General features: G+C 71.2%; 20 protein-coding genes. 14 read left to right on the top strand and 6 right to left on the bottom strand.

The annotated features are described in order from the left end of the window. Positions 1-110: 110 nt before the first annotated feature. Genes EDD90_RS36575 through nirD form a run of 3 tightly spaced genes read left to right on the top strand, consistent with a single transcriptional unit; the run spans position 111 to position 4,302 of the window. Positions 111-1,337, top strand: coding sequence for an NAD(P)/FAD-dependent oxidoreductase (locus EDD90_RS36575; RefSeq protein WP_123977133.1), 1,227 nt, complete (start codon positions 111-113; stop codon positions 1,335-1,337). Continuing rightward, a complete protein-coding gene (gene nirB / locus EDD90_RS36570; RefSeq protein WP_123977132.1) occupies positions 1,337-3,955 on the top strand; it encodes a nitrite reductase large subunit NirB in 2,619 nt (872 codons plus the stop codon). Before EDD90_RS36575 ends, nirB begins: the two co-directional genes overlap by 1 nt. Continuing rightward, positions 3,952-4,302, top strand: coding sequence for a nitrite reductase small subunit NirD (gene nirD / locus EDD90_RS36565; RefSeq protein ID WP_123977131.1), 351 nt, complete (start codon positions 3,952-3,954; stop codon positions 4,300-4,302). The genes nirB and nirD overlap by 4 nt, the downstream gene beginning before the upstream one ends. Before the next feature lie 44 nt (positions 4,303-4,346). Here nirD and EDD90_RS36560 read toward each other — a convergent pair whose 3' ends face one another. Continuing rightward, positions 4,347-5,282 carry an oxidoreductase gene (locus tag EDD90_RS36560; protein WP_123977130.1) on the bottom strand — a complete coding sequence of 312 codons (936 nt, stop codon included), beginning with the start codon at positions 5,280-5,282 and terminating at the stop codon, positions 4,347-4,349. 116 nt (positions 5,283-5,398) lie between these two features. Between EDD90_RS36560 and EDD90_RS36555 the strand changes: the two genes are divergently transcribed. Together EDD90_RS36555 and EDD90_RS36550 are read left to right on the top strand one after the other, a co-directional pair. Further along, the gene (locus EDD90_RS36555; RefSeq protein ID WP_123977129.1) at positions 5,399-6,331 is read left to right on the top strand and encodes an aminoglycoside phosphotransferase family protein; all 933 of its coding nucleotides are present in this window, start codon (positions 5,399-5,401) and stop codon (positions 6,329-6,331) included. Positions 6,332-6,355: 24 nt separating this feature from the next. Then, positions 6,356-6,748, top strand: coding sequence for a VOC family protein (locus tag EDD90_RS36550; protein ID WP_123977128.1), 393 nt, complete (start codon positions 6,356-6,358; stop codon positions 6,746-6,748). Between the two features lie 18 nt (positions 6,749-6,766). On the opposite strand, the gene EDD90_RS36545 is transcribed toward EDD90_RS36550, so the two are convergent. Together EDD90_RS36545 and EDD90_RS55830 are read right to left on the bottom strand one after the other, a co-directional pair. After that, the gene (locus EDD90_RS36545) at positions 6,767-7,327 is read right to left on the bottom strand and encodes a YciI family protein (RefSeq protein ID WP_123982028.1); all 561 of its coding nucleotides are present in this window, start codon (positions 7,325-7,327) and stop codon (positions 6,767-6,769) included. Between the two features lie 262 nt (positions 7,328-7,589). Beyond that, complete coding sequence (locus tag EDD90_RS55830; protein WP_185149359.1) at positions 7,590-8,156, bottom strand: TetR/AcrR family transcriptional regulator; 567 nt, start codon at positions 8,154-8,156, stop codon at positions 7,590-7,592. Between the two features lie 255 nt (positions 8,157-8,411). Here EDD90_RS55830 and EDD90_RS55825 point away from each other — a divergent pair, with 255 nt between their 5' ends. Next, positions 8,412-8,636, top strand: a complete 225-nt coding sequence (locus EDD90_RS55825) for a hypothetical protein (protein WP_185149358.1) — start codon at positions 8,412-8,414, stop codon at positions 8,634-8,636. A gap of 104 nt (positions 8,637-8,740) precedes the next feature. On the opposite strand, the gene EDD90_RS36535 is transcribed toward EDD90_RS55825, so the two are convergent. Further along, positions 8,741-9,904, bottom strand: coding sequence for a lactate 2-monooxygenase (locus EDD90_RS36535; protein WP_123977127.1), 1,164 nt, complete (start codon positions 9,902-9,904; stop codon positions 8,741-8,743). A 62-nt stretch (positions 9,905-9,966) separates the two neighbouring features. On the opposite strand from EDD90_RS36535, the gene EDD90_RS36530 reads away from it, so the two are divergent. The 5 genes from EDD90_RS36530 (at position 9,967) to EDD90_RS36510 (ending at position 14,070) form a co-directional block, all read left to right on the top strand. Further along, the gene (locus tag EDD90_RS36530; protein ID WP_123977126.1) at positions 9,967-11,130 is read left to right on the top strand and encodes an Lrp/AsnC family transcriptional regulator; all 1,164 of its coding nucleotides are present in this window, start codon (positions 9,967-9,969) and stop codon (positions 11,128-11,130) included. 13 nt (positions 11,131-11,143) lie between these two features. Next, the gene (locus EDD90_RS36525; protein ID WP_123977125.1) at positions 11,144-11,938 is read left to right on the top strand and encodes a rhomboid family intramembrane serine protease; all 795 of its coding nucleotides are present in this window, start codon (positions 11,144-11,146) and stop codon (positions 11,936-11,938) included. Between the two features lie 65 nt (positions 11,939-12,003). Then, entirely contained in the window at positions 12,004-12,237 is a 234-nt protein-coding gene (locus EDD90_RS36520) for a hypothetical protein (RefSeq protein ID WP_123977124.1), read from the top strand. A gap of 44 nt (positions 12,238-12,281) precedes the next feature. After that, positions 12,282-12,506: a hypothetical protein gene (locus EDD90_RS36515; protein ID WP_185149357.1), complete on the top strand. Its 225-nt coding sequence runs from the start codon at positions 12,282-12,284 to the stop codon at positions 12,504-12,506. A 118-nt stretch (positions 12,507-12,624) separates the two neighbouring features. After that, positions 12,625-14,070, top strand: a complete 1,446-nt coding sequence (locus tag EDD90_RS36510; RefSeq protein ID WP_123977123.1) for an ATP-binding protein — start codon at positions 12,625-12,627, stop codon at positions 14,068-14,070. Positions 14,071-14,268: 198 nt separating this feature from the next. Here the strand turns inward: EDD90_RS36510 and ppdK are convergent, their stop codons facing one another. Beyond that, positions 14,269-16,989, bottom strand: a complete 2,721-nt coding sequence (gene ppdK / locus EDD90_RS36505; protein ID WP_123977122.1) for a pyruvate, phosphate dikinase — start codon at positions 16,987-16,989, stop codon at positions 14,269-14,271. A gap of 439 nt (positions 16,990-17,428) precedes the next feature. Next, the gene (locus EDD90_RS36500; protein ID WP_185149356.1) at positions 17,429-18,658 is read right to left on the bottom strand and encodes an ROK family protein; all 1,230 of its coding nucleotides are present in this window, start codon (positions 18,656-18,658) and stop codon (positions 17,429-17,431) included. 120 nt (positions 18,659-18,778) lie between these two features. Here EDD90_RS36500 and EDD90_RS36495 point away from each other — a divergent pair, with 120 nt between their 5' ends. From EDD90_RS36495 to EDD90_RS36485, 3 genes are all read left to right on the top strand, one after another. Then, on the top strand, positions 18,779-20,329 hold the full coding sequence (locus EDD90_RS36495) for an amylo-alpha-1,6-glucosidase (RefSeq protein WP_123977120.1): 1,551 nt from the start codon (positions 18,779-18,781) through the stop codon (positions 20,327-20,329). Positions 20,330-20,392: 63 nt separating this feature from the next. Next, the gene (locus EDD90_RS36490; RefSeq protein WP_123977119.1) at positions 20,393-22,330 is read left to right on the top strand and encodes a glycogen debranching N-terminal domain-containing protein; all 1,938 of its coding nucleotides are present in this window, start codon (positions 20,393-20,395) and stop codon (positions 22,328-22,330) included. A 159-nt stretch (positions 22,331-22,489) separates the two neighbouring features. Continuing rightward, positions 22,490-24,607 carry a sulfatase-like hydrolase/transferase gene (locus EDD90_RS36485; RefSeq protein WP_398926603.1) on the top strand — a complete coding sequence of 706 codons (2,118 nt, stop codon included), beginning with the start codon at positions 22,490-22,492 and terminating at the stop codon, positions 24,605-24,607. Positions 24,608-24,611: the final 4 nt, after the last annotated feature.

Genomic DNA, 24,611 nt, shown 5'->3' with positions numbered 1-24,611 from the left:
CCCGCCTCCGGACCCCTCACACCCAACCCCCTTCCCCGAAGAGGGCAGCGTTCCTCGCGGGAAACAGTCGTGATGCGGTCGGGTAACGTCGGCCCCGCAGGCTCCTGGGTATGACCTCGAATACGCGTGTGGTGGTGATCGGCGCCGGCCTCGCGGGCGTCCGTCTCGCCCGGCGGCTCGGTGAGCTCGGCACGCCCGTGACGCTCGTCGGCGACGAGGAGCACCGCCCGTACAACAGGGTGCTGCTCGCCGAGGTGCTGGCCGGCCGCTACGCCCCCGAGGTGATCGCCCTTCCCGCACCCGCCGGCATCGTCCGCGCCCGGGTCACCGGGATCGACCGGGCCGCACGGACCGTCGGCTGCGCGGACGGCACGCGCATCGCATACGACACGCTGGTCCTGGCCACCGGCTCCAACCCGGTACTCCCGCCGCTGCGCGGGCTGTTCACCCCGGACCACGTCCTCCCCGAGGGCGTGCACGCGTTCCGCACGATGGACGACTGCCTGGGCCTGTCCAAGGCGGTACGGCCCGGGGTGCGGGCGGTGGTCGTCGGCGGCGGGCTGCTCGGCGTGTCCGCAGCCCGCGCGCTTGCCGTGCGCGGCGCGAAGGTCGTCCTCGCCCAGCAGGCGGAACGGCTCATGGAGCGCCAGCTCGACCCGGCCGCCTCCAAGCTCGTGCTGCGCCATCTGAAGGACCTGGGCGTCGAGGTCCACACCGAGTGCCGGGTACGGGACGTGCGCTGCGTCGGCGGCGCGGTCCGCTCGGTCGAACTCGCCGACGGGTACGTCCTCGACGCCGATCTCGTCGTCGTCGCCTGCGGGGTCCGCCCCCGCGTCGGTCTGGCGCTGGACGCCGGTCTCGCCGTCCACACGGGCGTCCTCGTGGACGACGAACTGCGCACCTCCGACCCGCACATCCACGCGATCGGCGACTGCGTCCAGCACGAGGGGACGGTGTACGGCCTGGCCGCACCCGCCCTCGAACAGGCCGAGGCGCTGGCCGGGTTGCTCGCAGGAGACGGCGACTCCCGCTACACCGGCACCCGTTCCCTCACCCGGCTCACCCTCGCCGGATCCGGCTCCTCTTCCGAGGCATTCGACCTCGCCGCGTTCGGCGAGACCGAAGCCCGCCCCGGTGACGACGTCGTGCAGCTCGCCGACGCCACCCGGGGCACCTACCGCAAGGTCGTCGTCCGTGACGACCGGCTGGTCGGCGGGGTCCTGGTCGGCGAACTCGGCACCGTCGGCGCGCTCGCCCGCGCCTGGGAGGGAGCAGAGCCGCTGCCCTCCGACGGCGGGCCGCTGCTCCACCTGCTCACCAACGATGGAGGCTCCTGATGACCACCGCCCCGGGGGCCACCCCCACGATCGTGCTCGTCGGCCACGGCATGGTCGGCCAGCGCTTCCTCGAAGCGCTCGCCGAGCGCGGCCTGACCGCCACGCACCGCGTGGTCGTGCTGTGCGAGGAGCCGCGTCCCGCGTACGACCGTGTCGCCCTCACCTCGTACTTCTCGGGCAGGACCGCCGATGAACTCTCCATGACCGACATGGAGTTCATCAACGACCACGGTATCGAGCTGTACGTCGGCGACCCGGCGGTGACGGTCGACCGCGAGGCGAGGAAGGTGACGGCCAGGTCGGGCGCGGTGTTCGCGTACGACACGCTCGTGCTGGCCACCGGCTCGTTCCCGTTCGTGCCGCCGGTCCCCAACAAGGACGCAACCGGCTGTTTCGTCTACCGCACCATCGAGGACCTGCTCGCGATCGAGGAGTACGCGAAGTCGAAGGCGACGACGGGTGCCGTGGTCGGCGGCGGGCTGCTCGGCCTGGAGGCCGCCGGTGCGCTGAAGGGCCTCGGACTCACCTCCCACATCGTGGAGTTCGCGCCGCGGCTGATGCCGGTGCAGGTCGACGAGGGCGGCGGCGCCGCGCTCCTGCGCACCATCGAGGAGATGGGCCTGACCGTCCACACGGGCGTCGGCACCCAGGAGATCGTCGTCGACGGCGAGGGTGCCGTCACCGGCATGAAGCTGTCCGACGGCTCCGAACTCGCCACGGACCTGGTGGTGTTCAGCGCCGGTGTCCGGCCCCGCGACCAACTCGCCCGCGACTGCGGCCTGTCCGTCGGCGAGCGCGGCGGCATCACCGTCGACGAGCAGTGCCGTACGGTGACCGATCCCCAGGTGTTCGCGATCGGCGAGTGCGCGCTGGCGGCGGACGGCCGGGTGTACGGCCTGGTGGCCCCCGGTTACGAGCAGGCCGAGACGGCCGCGGCCACCATCGCCGCCGACGAGGCCGCCTTCACCGGCGCCGACCTGTCCACCAAGCTGAAGCTGCTCGGTGTGGACGTGGCGTCCTTCGGCGACGCGCATGGCACCACCGAGGACTGCCTGGACGTCGTCTACTCCGACTCCCGCTCGGGCCTGTACAAGAAGCTGGTCATCGGCCGCGACGGCACCCTCCTCGGCGGCATCCTGGTCGGCGACGCGGACGCCTACGGCACGCTGCGCGCCCTGACCGGCTCGGTCCCGCCGATCTCCCCCGAGTCGCTGGTCCTGCCGGCCGGCGCGAGCGGCGGCGCCCAGCTCGGCCCGTCCGCCCTCCCGGACGAGGCGGTCATCTGCTCCTGCCACAACGTGAGCAAGGGCGCGATCCGCGGCGCGGTGACGGAGCACTCCTGCACCACCGTGCCGGAGGTCAAGAAGTGCACCAAGGCCGGTACCGGCTGCGGTAGTTGCGTCAAGGTCCTCGGGCAGCTGGTCACGGCCGAGCTGGAGGCGTCCGGCGTAGAGGTCGACAAGGGCCTGTGCGGCTGCTTCTCGCAGACCCGCGAGGAGCTGTACGAGATCGTCCTCGCGCTGCGCATCAACACCTACCAGGACCTGCTCGACCGGTACGGCCGCGACGGCGCCAGGGGCGGCGACGGCTGCGAGGTCTGCAAGCCGGCGGTGGCCTCGATCATCGCCTCCCTCGCGCCGACGATCGGTGTGAGCGGTTACGTCCTGGACGGCGAGCAGGCGGCCCTCCAGGACAGCAACGACCACTTCCTCGCCAACCTCCAGAAGAACGGCTCGTACTCGGTCGTCCCGCGCATCCCCGGCGGTGAGATCACCCCCGAGGGCCTGATCGTGATCGGCGAGATCGCCCGCGACTTCGGCCTCTACACGAAGATCACCGGCGGTCAGCGCATCGACATGTTCGGCGCCCGCGTCGAGCAGCTCCCGCTGATCTGGATGCGGTTGGTGGACGCGGGCTTCGAGTCCGGGCACGCGTACGGAAAGTCCCTGCGGACCGTCAAGTCCTGTGTGGGCTCCACCTGGTGCCGGTACGGCGTCCAGGACTCGGTCCGGATGGCGATCGACCTGGAGCTGCGCTACCGGGGGCTCAGGTCGCCGCACAAGCTCAAGTCGGCGGTCTCCGGCTGCGCCCGCGAGTGCGCCGAGGCCCAGTCGAAGGACTTCGGCGTGATCGCCACCTCCAACGGCTGGAACCTGTACGTCGGCGGCAACGGCGGCGCCACCCCCCGCCACGCGGACCTGCTCGCCCAGGACCTCACCGACGCGGAACTGATCCGCCTGATCGACCGCTTCCTGATGTTCTACATCCGCACCGCGGACCGCCTGGAGCGCACCTCGACCTGGCTGGAGCGGATCCCCGGCGGCCTCGACCACGTCCGTGACGTCGTCGTCGAGGACTCCCTCGGCATCTGCGAGGAGCTGGAGTCCCTGATGGCGGCGCATGTGGCGAACTACGCCGACGAGTGGGCGTCGACCGTCAACGACCCGGAGAAGCTCGCCCGGTTCGTGTCCTTCGTCAACGCCCCCGACACCCCCGACCCGGTCGTCGGCTTCGTGCCCGAGCGCGACCAGATGAAGCCCGACCTGCCGCTGCTGTCCATCGGCATGCGTCCCACCGAAAACTCGGCAGACGTTCTGGAAGGAAGCGCCCAGCGATGACCCTGGCACCCGAGACCACCGACCTGAAGGTCCAACTGCGGCTGGAGGAGAGCTGGTTCACGGTCTGCGACCTGAGCCGGCTGACCCCCGGCCGGGGCGTGGCCGCGCTCCTGCCGGACGGCCGTCAGGTCGCCCTCTTCCGCGACCGCACGGACCGCCTCTACGCGATCGACAACCGCGACCCCTTCGGCGGCGCGGCGGTGCTCTCCCGCGGCCTGACCGGCACCCACCAAGGCCGCCCGTTCGTCGCCTCGCCACTGCTGAAGCAGCGCTTCGACCTGGTGACCGGCGAGTGCCTGGACGACGAGACGGTACGGGTGGCGGCGTACGAGGTGCGGGCGGCCTAGCCCGGGCGCTCTTCAGGCCTCCCGGAGATCTCCTTCAGGCTCCTTCAGGCGTCTTTCAGTACGGCGTCGTAGGACACCCCGCTGAGCCGCTCCGACTCGTCCCAGAGCCGTCGCGCCATCGCGTCGTTCCGGGTCCAGGGCGCCCGCCAGGAGGGGGCCGGGGAGCCCCGCCACATGGCGATCGAGGGCCCGGTGAAGGAGTCGGGCCGTACGCCGGGAGCGGTGGCCGCGTAGAGGGTGGGCAGGGCCCCGGCGTCGGCGGACTGCGCGAACACCAGGTTCCCGGCCGCCATCATCCGCTCGGCCGCGCGCCGCCCCTCGGCGCGCGGCCCGGCGGTCTGCAGGTTGGTGGCGGCGTACCCCGGATGAGCGGCGGCGACGACGAGTCCGTACCCGTGGGCGTCGACGCGCCGGGCGAGCTCGTGGACGAAGAGCAGGTTGGCGGTCTTGGACCGCGCGTAGGCAACCCAACGACGGTACCGCCGGGCGCTGTTGAGATCGCCCATGTCGATGTTGGCGAGGGCGTGCATCATGCTGGAGACGCTGATGACACGGGCACCGGCGGTACGCACCAGGGCGGGCATGAGCAGCCCGGTGAGGGCGAAGTGCCCGAGGTGGTTGACCCCGAACTGCGTCTCGAACCCGTCCACGGTGGTGCCGTAGGGAGGCGCCATCACGCCGGCGTTGTCGACGAGGAGATCGAGCCGCTCGTACGCGTACGAGTCCGCGAAGTCCCGTACGGAGGCGAGGTCCCCGAGATCGAGCCGTCCGAACTCGACGCGTGCACCGGGCACTTCGGCGGCCATCCGGTCCCTCGCCGTCTGCCCCCGCTCGGCGCTCCGGCAGGCGAGCACCACCCGGGCCCCCTTCCGGGCCAGCTCCCGCGCGGTGACGTACCCGAGCCCGCTGTTGGCTCCGGTGACGACGGCGACGCGCCCGGTGAGGTCGGGGATGCCGTCGCTGTTCCAGCCGCTGCTCATGGGGGCGCCCTCCACAGGTGGGTTCCGTGTGCGGCCAGCCTACGAGGGGCGGGCCCGGGAGGCGCCCCGGACGCGGCCGTACGCCGTACCGGCCCGTCGGCGCGTAGGGTGCCGGGGTGATCGGCATTCCGGAAGAGCTGGCGCGCGGCACGATCGGCCGCGAGGGGGACCGTGGGGCGGCCTGGATCGCCGAACTCCCTTCGATCGTCCAGGATTTGCTGGACGAGTGGGACTGCGCACCCGACGGCGAGGTGACGCACGGGGGCGTGGGAGTGATCGTCCCGGTGCGGCAGCGGTCGTCCCGCCGCCCCTGTGTCCTGAAGGTGTCCTTCCCGCACCCCGGCAACGTCCACGAACCGGACGCGTTCGAGGCGTGGGCGGGCCGGGGGGCGGTCCTCCTCCACCGGCGGGACGACGCCCGTTACGCCCTGCTCCTGGAACGGGCCCACATGGCGACGCTGGCGTCGCTCGAACCGGACGAAGAGACGGTGGTGGCGATCGCGGGCCGCCTGAACCACCGCCTGGCCGTCCCGGCGCCGCCGGGGCTGCCGCGGCTCCGGGACCAGGCCGATGCCTGGGCCGCGGAGTTACGGAAGGACGCGGTGGAGCTGCCCCACCCGCTGCCGCCCCGCGCGGTGGACGCCGCCGTCGCCACGGCCCGCGAACTGGGCCGGTCCCAGCCGGACACCCTCGTCCACGGCGACCTGCACGCACGGAACATCCTGCGGGCGGACCGGGAGCCGTGGCTGGCGGTCGACCCGAAGGGGTACGTGGGAGACCCGGCGTACGACGGCGGTACGTTGCTGAAGTCCCGCGCCCTGACGCTCATGGGGGCCGGGGACCTGGCGCGGACGACCCACCGCCTGCTGGACATCTTCGCGGAGACGGCGCAACTGGACCGCGAGCGCGTCCGGCGCTGGGCCCAGTTCCACGTCGCACGGGCGTCGTTCTGGGGCCGCCGGCACGCTTTCCGCGTCGCACGCGGCGGCCCCGAGCTGGACCGCATCACGGAATTCGCCGACGAGCTGGCGGAGTTGCTGGTCGTGTGAAGCCGCACTGGGCACAATTCGCGCATGGCCCACCTCCACGACATCGTCTTCGACTCCGCCCACCCGGCGTCAGCGGCGCGCTTCTGGGCGGCGACGCTGGACGAGTACTCCGTGGCCCCGTACGACGAGGCCGAACTGCTCCGCCTTCGCTCCCTGGGCTTCACCGGCCCCGAGGACGACCCGACGGTCCTGGTCGAACCGGTGTCGGGCCGGGGCCCACGCCTGTGGTTCCAACTGGTCCCGGAAGAGAAACGGGTGAAGAACCGCGTACACCTGGACATCCGGACAGCCGACCTGGAGACGGAGACCGTACGGCTGGCGGGACTCGGGGCGTCGGTGATCGCCCGCCACGACGACCACACGGTGTTCACGGACCCCGAGGGCAACGAGTTCTGCCTGTTCCCGATCACGTCATAGGCGTACGTCTTCGGCTTACTACCGTCTTCCGCCGAACTCCCAGTCGTGGACCTCTGTCTCCGCGTACCGGACCGGGGCGAGAACGGCCCGGGCCGCTTCGGGATCCGCGGCCCGGACCAGGGCGGCCGTACCCAGCCAGACGGTGGCGTCATCGGACAGCAGCGGCCCGAAAGCGATCAGCTCGTCGTGGCCGGTGCCGGGCGGCAGGCCGAGTTCGACGCCGGCGCCCCTCACCGGACCGTGGCCGAGCACGAGATACCGGTCACGACCGACCCGTCCCCCGGGGAACTCCCACATGGTGCGCCCCAGCATGTTGCGCCACCGGCGCAGCAGCACGTCCCGGTACACACCGGCCTGGTGGTTGGGCTCGTCGAAGGCGAACGCGCGGGCGGCGAACGGATCGGGCAGATCAACGACGTGCACACTCCCGGTGGGCGTCTCACCGTCGGCGGCGAAGGTGGGCCCGCGAGCGATCAGCTCGTCCGCGTACCGGTCCATGTAGGACCAGTGCTCCTCCGCCAGCTCCCTCCGCAACGTGACGGATCCGGCCCGATCACGGTGATAGCAGAAGAACTCCATGGCCACGGCCCCTTACGTCCGTCCCTCGCCGCACTCGGCCTTGCTGTCAGTCGTCCGTCACCGTGATGAGCAGCGGTCCGCCGGGGACGGGCAGGCCACCGCCGTTGGGGTAGCCGTACTGCGTGTGCAGGCCGCCCCCTTGAACCTGTCATGGCGCCGAGCCGGGAAATGCTAACAACGCGGGCTTTGCAATGCTGTGCGAATTTCCGTGCCTCGGACAGCACTTGACGCCGTGTCAGGATGTGCCGGAAGGCGGCACTCGCTACGGGCGCAGCGCCACCCCGACCGCCGTCGTGAGCTTGCCGACGAACTCCTCGCGGTCCGCGACCCGGTGCTTCCAGCCCTCGCCGGCCGCCTGCAGGACCTCCGCGATCTGCCGGGCCGTGACGCCCGCGGTGGCCGAGCGGCCGGAATCGGTGATCGCCTCCGCGAGCGTGTCGAGGAAAGCGCCCCGGTGGCCGTCGTACATGTCGTGCAGCTGGGCAGTCCCGTGTTCCAGCAGTTCGTCGACGCCCTCGTTGAGGTGCGTGCCGACGTACCGGCCCAGGTTCGCGTCGAGCGCGGCCACCAGGCGGGCGTCGAGGTCCGCGTCCGGTGCGGCCAGGGCCGTACGGACGTCGTCCAGGGCCCGGTCCAGTTCCTGCCGCATGGTCTCGCGGAACAGCTCCTCCTTGCCCGCGAAGAGGAAGTACAGGCCGGGGCGGGAGATGTCCGCTGCCCTGGCCACCGCGTCCATCGACGTCTTGCGATAGCCGAACGTGGCGAAAACGGTCAGCGCCGCCGCGAGCACCTGTTCGCGGCGCTGGGCGTCCCCTCGGGTCACGGTCATACACACACCATACCAACTGGGCACGCTATACATGTTTTGTAGATTCTGTTTGGCAGTGAGGGTGCGAGCGAGGGCCGCCCCACGCGAGAGAGCATCGAGAGAGAGCATCATGAGCAAGACCGTTCTGATCACAGGCGCTTCCACCGGCATGGGCGAGGCGCTCACCTTCGAGTACGCCGCGCGCGGCTGGAACGTCGCGGCCACCATGCGTGACACACCGCCAAGGCCAACCCGGCCTTCGCCGGCCTCGACAACGTGCTGGTCACGCGCCTCGACATCACCGACACCGCCGGCATCGAGCGGGCGGTGCGCGGCGACCTCGTCAGGTCGATGGCGGCCGTCGCCGACGCCACCGGCACCGACGAACCCCCGCTGCACCTGGCGGTGGCCACCGCCGGCCTGGAGATGGTGCGCGGCCGCTTCGCCGAGCTGATGGACGAGTACGCCCGCTGGGAGAAGGTCACGGCCGCCACCGACTGACGGCGCGGAACGGGTAGTAGCACCGGTCGAGGCCGGCACCGACCGACGGTCCGGAGCGCGTCGTGGCACCGGTCGCGGCGCCCCCGTCGGACCTGCGGTCGCGGTCAGGCAACGCGCCGAAGCGTCTCCGGCGTGAGATCGGCGAGGCGCGGATAGCCGTCGACGGCCATGATCAGGTCGGCCTCGGCGAGCAGCGCCCGCAGGATGTGGACGAGGCCGGCCTCACCGCCGTACGCGAGACCGTACGCGTAGGGACGGCCGACGCCGACGGCGGTGGCGCCCAGCGCGACGGCCTTGACGATGTCGGCGCCGGTCCGGACCCCGGAGTCGAAGAGGACCGGCATCCCGTCGGCGGCCTCGACCACGCCGGGAAGCGCGTCGAGGGCGGGCAGGCCGCCGTTGGCCTGGCGGCCGCCGTGGTTGGAGCAGTAGACGCCGTCCACGCCGGCGTCCTTGGCGCGGCGGACGTCCTCGGGGTGGCAGATGCCCTTGAGGATCAGCGGCAGATCGGTGATCGAGCGCAGCCAGGGCAGGTCGTCCCAGGTGAGCGGGTTGCCGAAGATCCGCGCCCACAGGACGACCGCGGCCTGCGGGTCGTCCTTGGGGCTCCGGCCGCCGAGGAGGGCGCGGAAGACGGGGTCGCTGGTGTAGTTGGCCAGGCAGTTCCCGCGCAGCTGCGGGAAGTTGCTGGTGCTCAGGTCCCGGGGCCGCCAGCCGGTGATCCAGGTGTCCAGGGTGACGACGATCCCCTTGAACCCGGCCTTCTCGGCACGGTGGACCAGGCTCTCGGCCAGCTCCCGGTCGGTGGGGGTGTAGAGCTGGAAGAAGCCCGGGGTGTCACCGAACTCGGCGGCGACCTGCTCCAGCGGGTCGACGGTCAGTGTGGAGGCGACCATCGGTACGCCGGTGCGCGCGGCGGCGCGGGCGACGGCGAGATCGCCGTGCCCGTCCTGCGCGCACAGCCCGATCACCCCGACCGGCGCCATGAACAGCGGCGAGGCCAGCCGCATCCCGAACAGGTCGACGGACAGATCCCGGTCCGTGGCGCCCACCAGCATGCGCGGCACGAGCCCCCACCGCTCGAACGCGCTCACATTGGCCCGCTGGGTCCGCTCGTCGCCCGCGCCGCCCGCGACATACGAACGCACCGAGGCGGGCATCGCGGCCTGGGCCAACGGCTCCAGATCGTCGTACGACATCGGGAACCGCGGCACCACCCCGCGCAGCCCGTCGAGGTAGATCTCGTTCTGGTAGTCGGCGAAAGCCATGATCCCGACCTCCTTCAGCCCCGGCCCGCCGGGTGCGGGCCCCGCAAGTCCACAAGGGGAGAGTGGCGCGCGACGGCTTCGAAACGCAGGATTCTGGCTCACCTGGCGAGGCGGCGCAGGATGCTGCCGTACCGCCGGTCCCGCTCCCGCTCAGCGAGGACGAGCTGGCGCTGATCAACGCGCTGCAGCTGCGCCCGCGGGCCTCCTGGACCGAGCTCGGGCGGGCCCTGGACGTCGACCCGGTCACCGTGGCCCGCCGCTTCCACCGCCTCTCCGAGCAGGGCACGGCCTGGGTGGGCTTCTCCCCCGGCCCACGCCTGCTCGAACAGATCTGTGTCGCGTACGTCGTGATCGACTGCGCCCCGGGCACCACGGCCCAGGTCGCCCGGGCCCTGAGCACCCACCCCCACATGGTCACGATCGAGCGCACGGCCACGGGCCACGACATCCTCGCCACGGTCGCCACCCGCGACCTGCCGGCCCTGTCCCGCTACACCCTCGACCTGCTCCCGCGCCTGCCCGGCATCACCGACGTCCAGTCCCGGATCGTCACCCACATGTTCACCGAGGGAGGCCACTGGCGTATCGCGGCCCTGACTCCGGCCCAGCGCGCCCGGCTCACGGCCCCGTCCCCGGCGCACACCCCGCGCGGCGCCCTGGGCGAGATCAACCCCGTCGACCGGGCCCTGGTCACCCGCCTCGCCCGGGACGGCCGGGCGCCGCACCAGACTCTGGCACGGGACCTCGGCGTCAGCCTCTCCACCGCCAAACGCCGCATCGAAGCGCTCACCCGCCGCGGTCTGCTCCGCTTCCGCTGCGACTTCGCCCGCCCGCTGAGCGGCTGGCCGGTCGCCGTCACCTTCTGGGCCAAGGTCCCGCCCGCCGACCTCCCCGACATCGGCCAGTCCCTCATCCACCTCCCCGAGACCCGCAACTGCGCCGCCGTCAGCGGCCCGCAGAACCTCGTCGTCCAGGCCACCCTGCACTCGCTCGGCGACATCCTCCGGCTGGAGACCCAACTGGCCACGGCCCACCCGGCTCTGGACATCGCCGACCGGGTCGTCACCCTGCGCCAGGACAAACTCCTCGGCCGCCTCCTGGACGCCCACGGCCGGTCCGTCGGGGTCGTACCGGCGGACCTGTGGGCGGAGCCGGCGAACGGCCCCCGGCCGGATCCGCCGGGCTGTCGTAAAGTGCGCCGTGGTGGGGACGTGGAATCCGTCTGAGGGGGAGCCTGCCATGGGGCCGCAGCACAGGGACCGGACCGGGGTGCGGAACAGGGACCGGACCGGGGTGCGGAACAGGGACCGGACCGGCGGGACGACGGCCGGTCCCGAGCAGCTGATCGCGGAGGCGCGGAAGGCGTTCTTCGTGATGTTCGCACTGCTCGCGGTCGTCTGGCTCGTACAGCTCGCCAACTACGCCGACCACTACGCCCTCTCACGGGACTACGCGGTGGTCTCCGGCGACGTCGGCACACTGCCCGACATCCTGGTCGCCCCGCTGCTGCACTGGAGCTGGGCGCACATCGAGAGCAACTCCGGCCCCCTGTTCGTCTTCGGTTTCCTCGCCGCCTACCGAGGGGTGGTGCGGTTCCTCGGGCTGACCCTGCTGATCGCACTGAGCAGCGGTGTCGTGGTGTGGTTCTTCGAGCGGGACGATGTGGCGACGGTCGGCGCCAGCGGCCTGATCTTCGGGTACTTCGGTTACGTCGTCGTACGGGGCCTCTTCGACCGGCATCTGATCGACACGCTGGTCGGGATCGTCATGGGCGCCTCCTTCGCATACCTCCTCACGGTGGCCGTCCCCGGCACACCGGGCGTGAGCTGGCTCGGCCACCTCGGCGGTCTGCTCGGCGGCCTGGCCGGAGCCTGGCTCTTCCGCGACCGCCACACCCGGACCGCCACCGGCGACGCCACCGTCCCGACGACGGCCGGCACCGCCCGGACGACGGCGGGCACCACCCCGCGGACGCCCGCCGGCTCCCCCCGCGCCGACCTGTACAAGGAACTCGACGACCTCGGCCTGCTCTGACAGCCACCGACTCTCTACGGCTTCCGCAGTGGCCTCAAAAATCGAACACATGCTTGAATCCGGTCATGCGACCGTTTCCCGCGGACCTGACCCAGGCGCAACAGGAGTGGAGTGCCACCTACCGGCAGCTCGCCGAGCAGCCCGGCCGGACCGAGCTGCGCCGACGCCTGTACCGGCTGTCGGCTCAGCTCTTCTTCCATCCCTACTGGCAACGACGGCGCCCGAGCCCGGCGGTGTGGTGGGAACTCCGTGCTCTCGGACGACCGGGCGGGGACACGAGCGGGCGGCTGCTCCGATGACGGGCTGGAGTGCGGGGCCGCATGTCCCGGATGATCCTGAAGGCATGTCCGGACCGATACGCGTGACCATCCATCCGCCGTCGCCCACCGGCGGCCGGCGGGTACGCGTGGACGGCGAGATCCTCGGCCTGGCCCACAACGTGGCCGACGTCGCCGAGTTCCTCCGCCGGGCCGGACTGGAGATCGATCCGGCGGAGGTGGCCGACGCGCCGTGGATCGACTGGCGCGGAGTGGGACCCGAGCGCTGGGGGCCGCAGACCGGCAGCTGACCTCGCAGGGCACTCTCAGGGCACGGCGCGCCCCCTCGGCCGCCTTCCGCATCCGGAGAAAGATGGTATCGGTGGCGATAGTATCCCTGTCGATACTATTACTCCCGGGAGGCTTGCTGTGCGTCGTTTCATCGGGCGGGACCGCGAGCTGAGCGTTCTCGGCAACGCCTTCCAGGCGGTTGCCGAGACCGTCGGGTCCGCGGAACCGGGGCAGTGCATCCTCATGCGAGGAAGGCGGCGGGTCGGCAAGTCCAGCCTCGTCGAGGAGTTTCTCCGGCGGACCGAGACGCCGTACCTCTTCTTCACCGCGGCGGGCGGTACGGCACAGGACGAGCTGACGGAGTTGCTCGACGCCGTTGCCAGATCCACCCTGCCGGAGCGGGGACTGTTCGCCGAGGAGACCCCGGAACAGTGGAATGCGGCATTCAGGCTGCTCGCGGAGATCCTGCCGGACGACAGCCCGAGTGTGGTCGTCATCGACGAGGTCCCGTATCTCATGGACCGCATCGACGCCTTCGAGGGCATGTTGCAGCGGGCATGGGACCGGCTGCTCAGCCGGAAGCCGGTGCTTCTCCTCCTGGTCGGGTCCGACCTGTCGATGATGGAGGCGCTGAACAGCTACGACCGCCCCTTCCACCAGCGGGGGCGGGAAATGGTCGTGGGGCCGCTGAACCCGGCCGACATCGGTGAGATGCTCGGCCTGTCCCCGTCGGCCGCGTTCGACGCCGCGCTGATCACCGGGGGGCTCCCCCTGATCTGCGCCGAGTGGCGGGCCGGAGCGGATGTCTGGGAGTTCCTCCGCGACTCTCTGGACAACCCGATCTCCGCACTGCTGGTCTCCGCCGAGCGCTCACTGGCCGCGGAGTTTCCACCGCAGGCGATGAGCAGGGAGGTCTTGCGAGCCATCGGATCCGGGGAGCGGACGTTCACCAACATCGCTCGCGCGGCCGGCGGCATCGCCCACACCTCGCTCACCCGGGCCACCGACGTCCTGACCGGGAAACGGGTCGTGGCAGCCGAGCTGCCGCTCTCGCTGAGGCCGTCGAAGGAGCGCCGCTACCGGGTGGCCGACCCCTACCTGCGCTTCTGGCTCGCGTTCCTGGATCCGCACATGGCGGAGATCGAGCGGATGCGGGGAGATCTCACACTGAGCCGGATCAAGGAGCGGTGGACGAGCTGGCGTGGCCGCGCGATCGAGCCCCTGGTCCGGGAATCCCTCGCCCGCCTCCTGCCCGACGGGGCCCTGCCCGCCGTCCCGGCGATCGGCGGCTACTGGACCCGCAGCAACGACGTGGAAATCGACCTGGTGGGCGCCGACCGGCAGCCGATGGCCAAGAAGTTGCTCTTCCTCGGCTCGGTCAAGTGGCTGGAGAACTCCACCTTCGACAGCCACGACCTGGCCGCACTGCAGAAGCACCGGGCGGCGATCACCGACGACCCGGTACCGCTCGTGGCGGTCTCCCGCAGCGGGATCGCCTGCTCCGGACTCCAGGCGGCGTACGGCCCCGAGGAACTGCTCGGTGCCTGGCGCAGAGGGGGAGCGGAAACCGAACCCCGGCGCTGACCACCCCCCGTCCCCCGACGACACCACGTGCCAGCCCCTCCAGCTGACGCACGAAGGGGCGGCACCCCCGCACAGGGTGCCGCCCCTCTCTTGCGTGCCGGGGCCGCCGTCCATCGGTCTTGAGGGTCGGGGACGGACGGCGGACCCGGGGTTCGCGGCGGGAGGCCGAGCTCGTCGCCGGCCTCCCGTCGGTAGACGTCAGCGGTGGTCGCTGCCCGCCGACTGCGTCGCCGCGCGGCCCGCCTCCAGGCGGGCCACCGGGATGCGGAACGGGGAGCAGGAGACGTAGTCCAGGCCCACCTCGTGGAAGAAGTGGACGGACTCCGGGTCGCCGCCGTGCTCGCCGCAGACGCCGAGCTTCAGGTCCGGGCGGGTAGCCCGGCCCGCCTTCGCCGCCAGCTCGACCAGGGAGCCGACGCCGTCCTTGTCGATCGTCTCGAAGGGCGACACGCCGAAGATGCCCTTCTCCAGGTACGCGGTGAAGAAGGAGGCCTCCACGTCGTCCCGGCTGAAGCCCCAGACCGTCTGAGTGAGGTCGTTCGTGCCGAAGGAGAAGAACTCCGCCGCCTCCGCGATCTGGCCCGCCGTCAGGGCGGCCCGCGGGAGTTCGATCATCGTGCCGATCGACAGCTTCAGGTTCACACCCGTGGCCGCCTCCACCTCCGCGATGACCTGGTCGGCTTCCTCGCGGACGATCTCCAGCTCCTGGACCGTGCCGACCAGGGGGATCATGATCTCGGCGCGCGGGTCGCCCTTGGCGTTCTTGCGTTCCGCCGCCGCCTCGGCGATCGCACGGACCTGCATCGTGAACAGGCCGGGGATGACCAGGCCGAGGCGTACGCCGCGCAGGCCCAGCATCGGGTTCTGCTCGTGCAGGCGGTGCACCGCCTGGAGGAGGCGGAGGTCGTTCTCGTGGGACTCCTGGCGGGACTCGGCCAGGGCCACGCGGACGGAGAGTTCCGTGATGTCGGGGAGGAACTCGTGCAGCGGCGGGTCCAGGAGACGGACCGTCACCGGGAGGCCGTCCATCGCCGAGAAGAGCTCGACGAAGTCCTTCTTCTGGAGCGGGAGCAGGGCGCTCAGGCTCTCCTCGCGCTCCTCCTCCGTGTCCGCCAGGATCAGGCGTTCCACCAGCTCGCGGCGGTCGCCGAGGAACATGTGCTCGGTACGGCACAGGCCGATGCCCTGGGCGCCGAAGCGGCGGGCCCGCAGCGCGTCCTCGGCGTTGTCGGCGTTGGCGCGCACGCGCAGCCGGCGCTTGCGGTCCGCGAACGCCATGATGCGGTGGACCGCCTCGACGAGTTCGTCGGCGTCCTGGGCGCCCGCGTGCATCCGGCCCTCGAAGTACTCGACGACGGGGGACGGGACCACCGGGACCTCGCCCAGGTAGACCTTGCCCGAGGAGCCGTCGATGGAGATGACGTCGCCCTCCTCGACCACATGGCCGCCCGGGACCGTCATCCGGCGGCGCTTGGTGTCGACCTCCAGCTCCTCCGCGCCGCACACGCACGTCTTGCCCATGCCGCGGGCGACCACGGCCGCGTGGGAGGTCTTGCCGCCGCGGGAGGTCAGGATGCCTTCGGCGGCGATCATGCCGTCCAGGTCGTCGGGGTTGGTCTCGCGGCGGACCAGGATGACCTTCTCGCCCGAACGGGACCACTTCACGGCGGTGTACGAGTCGAAGACCGCCTTGCCGACCGCCGCGCCGGGCGACGCCGCGATGCCGCGGCCGACCTGCTGGGTCTTCGCCTGCTCGTCGAAGCGGGGGAACATCAGCTGGGCGAGCTGGGCGCCCGTGACGCGCTGTAGCGCCTCGGTCTCGTCGATCAGGCCCTGGTCCACGAGCTGGGTGGCGATCCGGAAGGCCGCGCCCGCCGTGCGCTTGCCGACGCGCGTCTGGAGCATCCACAGCTGACCGCGCTCGATCGTGAACTCGATGTCGCAGAGGTCCTTGTAGTGGTTCTCCAGCGTCTCCATGATCTGCATCAGCTGGTCGTACGACTTCTTGTCGATCTGCTCCAGCTCGGCGAGCGGGACCGTGTTGCGGATGCCCGCGACCACGTCCTCGCCCTGGGCGTTCTGGAGGTAGTCGCCGTAGACGCCCTGGTGGCCGGAGGCGGGGTCGCGGGTGAAGGCGACGCCCGTGCCGGAGTCCGGGCCCAGGTTGCCGAAGACCATCGAACAGATGTTGACGGCCGTACCGAGGTCGCCGGGGATGCGCTCCTGGCGGCGGTAGAGCTTGGCGCGGTCGGTGTTCCAGGACTCGAAGACCGCGCGGATCGCGAGGTCCATCTGCTCGCGCGGGTCCTGCGGGAAGTCCCGGCCGGCCTCGGTCTTGACGATCTTCTTGAACTTGGTGACCAGCTTCTTGAGGTCGGCCGCCTCCAGGTCCGTGTCGACGGTGACCTTCTTGGCGTCCTTCGCCGCGTCCAGGGCCTCCTCGAAGAGCTCGCCGTCGACGCCCAGGACCGTCTTGCCGAACATCTGGATGAGGCGGCGGTAGGAGTCCCACGCGAAGCGGTCGTCGCCTGCCTGCTTGGCCAGGCCCTGCACGGACTTGTCGGACAGGCCGATGTTCAGGACCGTGTCCATCATGCCGGGCATGGAGAACTTGGCACCGGAGCGGACCGAGACCAGCAGCGGGTTGTCGGCCTGGCCGAGCTTCTTGCCCATCCGCGCTTCGAGAGCGTCGAGGTGCGCACTCACCTCGTCACGCAGTGCCGTCGGCTCCTCGCCGCTGTCGAGGTAGACCTTGCAGGCTTCGGTCGTGATGGTGAAGCCCGGGGGAACGGGGAGCCCCAGGTTGGTCATCTCGGCGAGGTTCGCACCCTTGCCACCCAGGAGGTCCTTGAGGTCCTTGTTTCCCTCGGTGAAGTCGTAGACGAGCTTCGCTACGTGGGGTTCTTTGTTTTCCGACACGGGTCTCGACTCCCTCGAGGACGCGGTGGCTGCCCTGACGGCGAGGAACATACCCAGATCGAAGGCGCCTGGGTACGTCTACTTGTGTGTCATGCGCCCGTAACCAGTCGTCCGCCAGTGGATCGAAAGTCAAAGCTTGGCAAGCGGATACCCGATTGTGTTTTCACTTCTTGAACGCAAGTTCGCTCAGCGCCACACTATTTCGCTCAGATGAGCGCCATGACTGCACGTCTGATTTCGATCGATGAACGATCAAGGGGTGGCACCCAGTGCCACCCCTTGGAGAAGTGCAGTCGCCCATGATCCGCTCATCTGAGCGCAACCCTTATCAAGGGTGGCGAGAATCACGCTGCCACAGACCGCCCGAGTTCACCATGCGGACAGGGCCGCGGACCGGAAAACGGAACCGCAACGTGCCGGTCACACGCCCACGCGCCGGTCACACGCCCAGCGCCAGCAGCCGTTCCTCCACCCGCTCCGGCGCGTACAGGTGCTCCACGACCAGCGCCCCGGCCCCGATCAGCCCCGCCCGCTCCCCCAGCCGCGAGGTGACCACGTCCAGATGAGCGGTGGAGCGGGGCAGTGCCCGCTGGTAGAGCAGTTCCCGTACGCCGGTGAGGAACGGGGTGCCCGCCAGATCGCCCGCGATCATCAGCACGCCAGGGTTGAGGAGAGTCACGACCGTCGCGAGGACGTCTCCGACCATGCGGCCGGCCTCCCGCGCCACCGCCGCCGCCTCCGGGTGGCCCGAGGCGAGCAGGTCCCGCACATCCGACCCGGACGCCGCCGGAACCCCGGACTCCGCCAGCTTCCGGGCCACGGCGCCACCGCTCGCGACGGCGGCGAGGCAGCCGTACGAACCGCAGCGGCACTGCGCCTCCGCGCCCACCCGGATATGGCCGATGTCCCCGGCGCCGCCGTCGATGCCCCGGTAGATCGAGCCGTCAACCACGACCCCGGCCCCTATACCGGTCGAGACCTTGACCAGGACGAACGCCGAGCAGTCGGGGTGGCCGGCGCGCTGCTCCCCGTACGCCATCAGGTTCGCGTCGTTGTCGACCAGGACCGGGACCGGCGGTGCGCCCGTGTGTTCCGTGAACGCCCTGGCCATCCGGCCTCTTATGTCGTAGCCGTCCCAGCCCGGCATGATCGGGGGCTGGAAGACCCGGCCGGTCTCGGTGTCGACGGGGCCCGGTACCGCGAGGCCCACCCCGCACACCTCCGCCGCCCGGTGCCCAGCCTTCTCCAGCAACTCGGCGAACCAGCGGCCGAGTTCGCCCAGTACGGCGTCCGGGCCGTCCTGGATGACCAGCGTGCCGGAGTGCTCGGCGAGGATCTCGCCGGTCAGGGAGAGTACGGCGGCCCGCGCATGGCGGGTCTCCAGGTCGGCGGCCAGCACCACCGCGTGGGAGTCGTCGAACTCAAGGGTGATGGAAGGGCGTCCGCCGAGCGGGGAGTCGACCGGGCCGCCGGCGCCCTCGCGCAGCCAGCCCGCGCGGAACAGGCGGTCCAGGCGGTGGCCGACGGTCGCGCGGGAGAGCCCGGTGGTCCGCTGGAGCGCACCGCGCGTCACGGCCCGTCCGCTGCGCACCAGTTCGAGCAGTTCCCCGGCGCTCGCCTGGCCGCCGCCCCTGCCGGTCCTGCCGGTGCTCCCCGGACGTCCGGTCATGCGCACCCCCTTGTGTTTCTCAAGCTTGCATTACATATTGAGTTTTGCGTGTTAAATAGACGTAACCCTACGGTAGCCACAGCCAAACCCGGCCGGCCGGACGTCTTCGGGGAGCCCCGAGTGGATCGCACTGCCCAGCTCACAGCCCATGCGCTCGATCGCGAGATTGCATACGATCCGCTGTCCGCCCCTGCCGCCGGATCACGGTCCCTGCACGTCAGAGCCGCACGTGTGCTCGACGACAACTGGACCGGCACCTCGACCGTGCCCTCCCGGAGCCTGTATCCGCACCAGTGGTCGTGGGACTCGGCGTTCATCGCGATCGGGCTCAGGCATCTGTCGCCGCTGCGCGCGCAGACGGAGCTGGAGACGCTGCTGGCCGCCCAGTGGGCCGACGGGCGGATCCCGCACATCGTGTTCAACCCCTCCGTGCCCCTCGACGCGTACTTCCCGAGCCCCGACTTCTGGCGCTCCTCGACCGCGGGGCGCGCTGCGGGCGCCCCGCGCACCGTACAGACCTCCGGGATCGTGCAGCCACCGGTGCACGCGCTGGCGGCCTGGCTGGTGCACCGCGCCGACCCGGGGCTCTCACGGGCGCGCGGCTTCCTGGCGAACGTCTACCCGCGCCTGGCCGCCTGGCACCGCTATCTGCTGCACCGGCGCGACCTGGGCGGCGGCGGTCTGGCCTCCGTCGTACACCCCTGGGAGCAGGGGATGGACAACAGCCCCTGCTGGGACGCCCCCCTCGCCCGGGTCACCCCGGCGCCCGCGCGCTCCTTCCGGCGTGCCGACCTCGACCACGGTGCCGCCGAGGACCGGCCGACGGATCTGGACTACGGGCGGTACGTGCGGCTGGCGACGGACTACCGGGACGCCGGATACGCGGACCGTACCAGGGAGTTCGCCGTCGAGGACCCCGCCTTCAACGCGCTGCTCATCGCCTCCGAGCACGCCCTCGCCCGGATCGCGCGGGAGCTGGGGGCGACCGGCACGGCCCGGCACGCACGGGCGGAGCGGCTGACGGCGGCGCTGGTGGACCGGCTGTGGGATCCGGAGAAGGAGATCTTCCTCTGCCGGGACCTGCGAGGTGGCGGCCCGATCCCCGAGCGCAGCGTCTCCGGACTGGTCCCGCTGATCCTGCCCGAGCTGCCGCGCGAGATCGCCGCCGCGCTCGTGCGCACACTGGGCGGCCCGCACTTCGGCACCGGCACCCGTCTCGTCCCCAGTTACGACCTGCTCGGCGAGGCCTTCGACCCGCACCGCTACTGGCGCGGGCCCGCCTGGTTCAACACCGGCTGGCTGCTGGAGCGCGGGCTGCGCGAGCACGGCGAGCGGGAGCGGGCCGACGCGCTGTGCGAGGCGCTCGTACGGACGGCCGACGCGAGCGGGTTCGCCGAGTACGTCGACCCGTACACGGGCGAGGCGTGCGGAGCGGCCGGATTCAGCTGGACGGCGGCGCTGGCGCTCGACCTGCACCACCAGCGGCAGGCACCGCACGGCGAACCACACTCCGGGCCGCACAGCGAACCGCACGGCGAACCACACTCCGGGCCGCACGGTGCGCCACACGACGAACCACACTCCGGGCCGCACAGCGAACCGCACGGCGAACCACACTCCGGGCCGCACGGTGCGCCACACGACGAACGCCAAAACCTGGGCAAGAGCTGACAAAACCACGTGTCCCCATGGACACCGGCACGTTCGAACTGAAGACAAAGGAGGGGACCGGGGATGACGGACCGGCATCATCTGCTCGTGCACGGCGCGACGTTCGCCGCCGTTGACGACCGCGGCGACATCAGCGGCGTCCGGGGCGGCGGTTCCCCGGACGGGTTATTCGTACGGGACGCCCGGCATCTCAGCCGCTGGCAGCTGACGGTCGACGGGGCGCTGCCGGAGGTGCTCACCCCGGTCGCCGACGGGGACGGCGCGCGCTGCGTCCTGGTCCCGCGCGGCGGCCGCCAGGAACCGCCCGCGCACACGCTCTTCCGTGAACAGGCGGTCGGCGACGGCTCGTTCGTGGAGTCCCTGCGGGTCACCAGCAACCGTCCGGTGCCGACCACGATCCGCCTCGCGATCACCGCCGACGCCGACTTCACCGACCAGTTCGAACTCCGCGCCGACCACCGCACCTACGTGAAGTCCGGGGCCGTACGCTCCCGGCAGGTCCTCGACGACGGGCTGGAGTTCGGCTACCGCCGGGGCGAGTGGCGGTCCTGTACGACCATCACCACCGAGCCCGCACCGGACGGCGTCGAGGAGACCGGGACCGGCGCCCGGCGGCTGGTGTGGACGCTGGAGCTGGAACCGCACGGCACGACCGAGCTGGTCCTCCGGGTGATCGGACGCCCGCACGGCGACCGGCGGGCCCTGCGCGTGCCCCGCGACCCGGCCGCGCTCAACGAGCAACTCCTGGCCATGGAAGGCGAGTTCGTGGAGGGCGTCGCCTTCCCCACCGGCTGGCCGGAGCTGGCGGCGGCCTGCGCCCGCGGCCTCGCCGACCTCGCCTCGCTCCAGGTGCCGGCCACCGGTCCGGACGGCGAGAAGCTCAAGGTCCCCGCCGCGGGCGCCCCTTGGTTCCTCACCCTGCTCGGCCGCGACGCCCTGCTCACCTCACTCTTCGCCCTCCCCTACCGCCCCCAGCTGGCCGCCGCCACCCTCCCGGCGCTCGCCGCCACCCAGGCGACCGAGGCCGGCGCGAACGCCGTGGCCCAGCCCGGGAAGATCGTGCACGAGGTGCGGCACGGGGAGCTGGCGCACTTCGGGCAGGTGCCGTACGGGCGTTACTACGGCTCGGTCGACGCGACGCCGTTGTTCCTGATCCTGTTCGGCGCGTACGTGGAACAGACCGGGGACCTGGCGACGGCCCGCCGCCTCGAACGCAACGCCCGCGCGGCCGTCGGATGGATGCTCGACCACGGCGGTCTGACCTCGCGCGGCTATCTCGTCTACCGCGCGGACAAGGGCGGGCTCGCCAACCAGAACTGGAAGGACTCCCCCGGCGCGATCTGCTCCGCCGACGGCAGCCGGCCGATGGGGACCGTGATGGCGGCGGGGGCGCAGGGGTACGCGTACGACGCGTTGCGGCGGACCGCGTGGGTGGCGCGGACGGTGTGGGCCGACGAGACGTACGCGGCGCTCCTCGAACAGGCCGCCGCTGATCTGCGGGACCGCTTCCAACAGGACTTCTGGATGCGGGAGTCGTCCTTTCCCGCGCTGGCCCTGGACGGGGAGGGGCGGCAGGTCGACGCGCTCGCCTCGGACGCGGGGCACCTGTTGTGGTCCGGGTTGCTGGACAAGGAGTACGGGGAGGAGGTGGGCCGACGGCTGCTGGAGCCGGACTTCTTCTCGGGGTGGGGGGTGCGGACGCTGGCCGCGGGGCAGGCCGCGTACCACCCGTTGTCGTATCACCGGGGGTCGGTGTGGCCGCATGACAACGCGCTGATCGCGTTGGGGCTGGCGCGGTACGGGCTGCATGACGAGGCCCGGGCCGTGGCGCACGGGCTGGTGGACGCGGCGACCGCCGGCGGGCACCGGCTGCCGGAGGTGCTGGCCGGGTACGGGAGGGACACGCATCCGGAGCCGGTGCCCTATCCGCATGCGTGTGTGCGGGAATCGCGGTCGGCGGCGGCTCCCCTGGCACTGTTGACCGCTGTCGGGGGTGCGTAGCGTTGCGTGAACACCGTCGGCCGCTGTGTTTGCCCGGTGTTTGCCGAAAAGCCTGAACATGGGTTATGTGCAGGCCGTACGGGAGGTCGACGGGTCCAGACCTCCCCAGCGTTGACCCGCCGGTTCCGTTTACGGGTCTCGCACGGAAGGACCTCCGGGTTGCCTCAGCACACGAGCACACGCCAGTCATCCAGTACGGCCGGGGAGACCGAGGCTGAGGTCGCGACGACCACGGAAGCCGAGAAGGCGGAAGAGGTCGAGGGTACGGCGGCCGAGGCCCCGGTCGAGGCCGCCCAGGCCGAGGCCGAAGGCGAGAAGGCCGCACCCGAAGAAACGGTCGCTCCCGGAGACGTACCCGAAGAGGCCGCCGTAGCCGAAAAGGCCACGGCCCCGGAAGCCGGACCCGGTGAAGTCGTCGCATCCGATGAGGCCACCGTCGCCGAAGCGGTGGCCGAAGCGGCTTCGGAAGCCCCTGCCGACGCCGCTGGCGAAGCCACTGCCGAAGCGGCCGTCGGCGACGAAGCCGCCGCCCCGGAGGCGGAGGCCGCCCCCGAACCCGCCGCCCCCGACCCCGCCGGTTCCGGATCCGCCCCGGCCCGGCGCCCCCGAATATGGCAGCGCCGGCGCAGCGAACACCCCTCCGCCGCGCGTGCCTTCTCCCTCGCGCTCACCATCCTCTCCGCCCTCCTCGTCTACGCCTGCCTGGTGATGCCGAACACGATCGGCGGGCTGAAGCCGGCGATGTTCGTGCGGATTCCGGCCGAGGCGATCATCGGGGCGGTCGTGCTGCTGAGCCTGCCGCGCCGGCCCCGGCTGGTGCTGGCGGCGCTGGGCGGCGCGGTGGTGGGGGCACTGGCCATCGTGGACGTCTTCAACATCGGGTTCCTGGAGTATCTCGGCCGGCCCTTCAACATCATCCTGGACTGGTCGCTGCTCCCCGACGCCCGCGGCTATCTGCAGGACACCCTCGGCACGACCACCGAGCTGGCGATCACGGTCGGTGCGGTGCTGCTGGTCTTCCTGGTGATCGGGCTCGTCGCACTGGCCGCCGTGCGCCTCGCCAACCAGCTGGCGCGCAGCCGCGGCCGGGCGACCCGGGGCACGTTGATCGTCGGCACGGTGTGGATCACCTGCAACGCGCTCGGACTGTCGCTCACCGGCGCGCCGCTCGCCTCGCAGAAGGCGACCGCCGTTCTCAAGACGCAGGTGCAGACCGTCCGGGCGACGCTGCGCGACGAGGCGGACTTCCAGAAGGTCGCCAAGGTGGACGCCTTCGGGAACACCCCGGGCTCACAGCTGGTGCCGGCCCTGCGCGGCAAGGACATGATCTTCACGTTCATCGAGAGCTACGGCCGCAGCGCGATCGAGGACCCGATCGAGGCGCCCGGTGTCGACAAGACGCTGGACGCGCAGACGGCGATGCTGAAGAAGGCCGGTTACGCCGCGAAGAGCGGCTGGCTGACGTCGGCGACGTACGGCGGCAGCAGCTGGCTCGGCCACTCCACGACGATGTCCGGGCTGTGGGTCAGCAACCAGCAGCGCTACCGGACCGTCATGGCCAGCGACCACCTCAGTCTGACCAAGGCGTTCAAGAAGACCGGTGACTTCGACACGGTCGGTGTGATGCCGGGTATCCAGAAGGGCTGGCCGGAGCAGAGCTTCTACGGCCTCGACAAGGTCTACAACGCCTTCCAGCTCGGCTACAAGGGACCGAAGTTCAGCTGGTCGACGATGCCCGACCAGTACGCGCTGCAGCAGTTCCAGGAGCGGGTGCACAGCAAGAAGCCGGCCGACGGCAAGTCGCGGATGTCGTTCCTGATCCTGACCTCCAGCCACCAGCCGTGGGCGCCGATCCCGAAGATGGTGCCGTGGGACCAGCTGGGCGACGGCTCGGTCTTCAACGCGATCCAGAAGGCCGGCAACAAGGCGTCCGACGTCATCGCCGACACCACCAAGTCCCGCCAGGAGTACGGCAAGTCGGTGCAGTACACGGTGACCGCGCTCACCCAGTGGCTGCAGCGCTACGGCAACGACAACACGGTCCTGGTCTTCCTCGGCGACCACCAGCCGATCGCCCGGGTCAGCGGCAACCACGCCAGCCGTGATGTGCCGATCTCGATCGTCGCCAAGGACCCGAAGGTGCTGGACGCGATCGACTCCTGGAACTGGACCGACGGTCTGCGCCCGGCGCACAACGCCCCGGTGTGGAAGATGAGCGCGTTCCGCGACAAGTTCCTCGCGGCCTACGGCTCCACCCCGCACCCGAAGAAGAACTAGCCGA

It is taken from the genome of Streptomyces sp. Ag109_O5-1 (genome assembly GCF_003814875.1).
Classification (GTDB): Bacteria; Actinomycetota; Actinomycetes; order Streptomycetales; family Streptomycetaceae; genus Streptomyces; species Streptomyces sasae.
The sequence above is the reverse complement of the archived record's forward strand: the minus strand, read 5'-3'. Positions and strand labels throughout refer to the sequence as shown.

Excerpts from the sequence above, each read along its gene's own strand:
- EDD90_RS36575 (WP_123977133.1), top strand. The coding sequence starts at position 111 with ATGACCTCGAATACGCGTGTGGTGGTGATCGGCGCCGGCCTCGCGGGC.
- nirB (WP_123977132.1), top strand. The coding sequence starts at position 1,337 with ATGACCACCGCCCCGGGGGCCACCCCCACGATCGTGCTCGTCGGCCAC.
- nirD (WP_123977131.1), top strand. The coding sequence starts at position 3,952 with ATGACCCTGGCACCCGAGACCACCGACCTGAAGGTCCAACTGCGGCTG.
- EDD90_RS36560 (WP_123977130.1), bottom strand. The coding sequence starts at position 5,282 with ATGAGCAGCGGCTGGAACAGCGACGGCATCCCCGACCTCACCGGGCGC.
- EDD90_RS36550 (WP_123977128.1), top strand. The coding sequence starts at position 6,356 with ATGGCCCACCTCCACGACATCGTCTTCGACTCCGCCCACCCGGCGTCA.
- EDD90_RS36545 (WP_123982028.1), bottom strand. The coding sequence starts at position 7,327 with ATGGAGTTCTTCTGCTATCACCGTGATCGGGCCGGATCCGTCACGTTG.
- EDD90_RS55830 (WP_185149359.1), bottom strand. The coding sequence starts at position 8,156 with ATGACCGTGACCCGAGGGGACGCCCAGCGCCGCGAACAGGTGCTCGCG.
- EDD90_RS36535 (WP_123977127.1), bottom strand. The coding sequence starts at position 9,904 with ATGGCTTTCGCCGACTACCAGAACGAGATCTACCTCGACGGGCTGCGC.
- EDD90_RS36525 (WP_123977125.1), top strand. The coding sequence starts at position 11,144 with ATGGGGCCGCAGCACAGGGACCGGACCGGGGTGCGGAACAGGGACCGG.
- EDD90_RS36520 (WP_123977124.1), top strand. The coding sequence starts at position 12,004 with ATGCGACCGTTTCCCGCGGACCTGACCCAGGCGCAACAGGAGTGGAGT.
- EDD90_RS36515 (WP_185149357.1), top strand. The coding sequence starts at position 12,282 with ATGTCCGGACCGATACGCGTGACCATCCATCCGCCGTCGCCCACCGGC.
- EDD90_RS36500 (WP_185149356.1), bottom strand. The coding sequence starts at position 18,658 with ATGACCGGACGTCCGGGGAGCACCGGCAGGACCGGCAGGGGCGGCGGC.
- EDD90_RS36490 (WP_123977119.1), top strand. The coding sequence starts at position 20,393 with ATGACGGACCGGCATCATCTGCTCGTGCACGGCGCGACGTTCGCCGCC.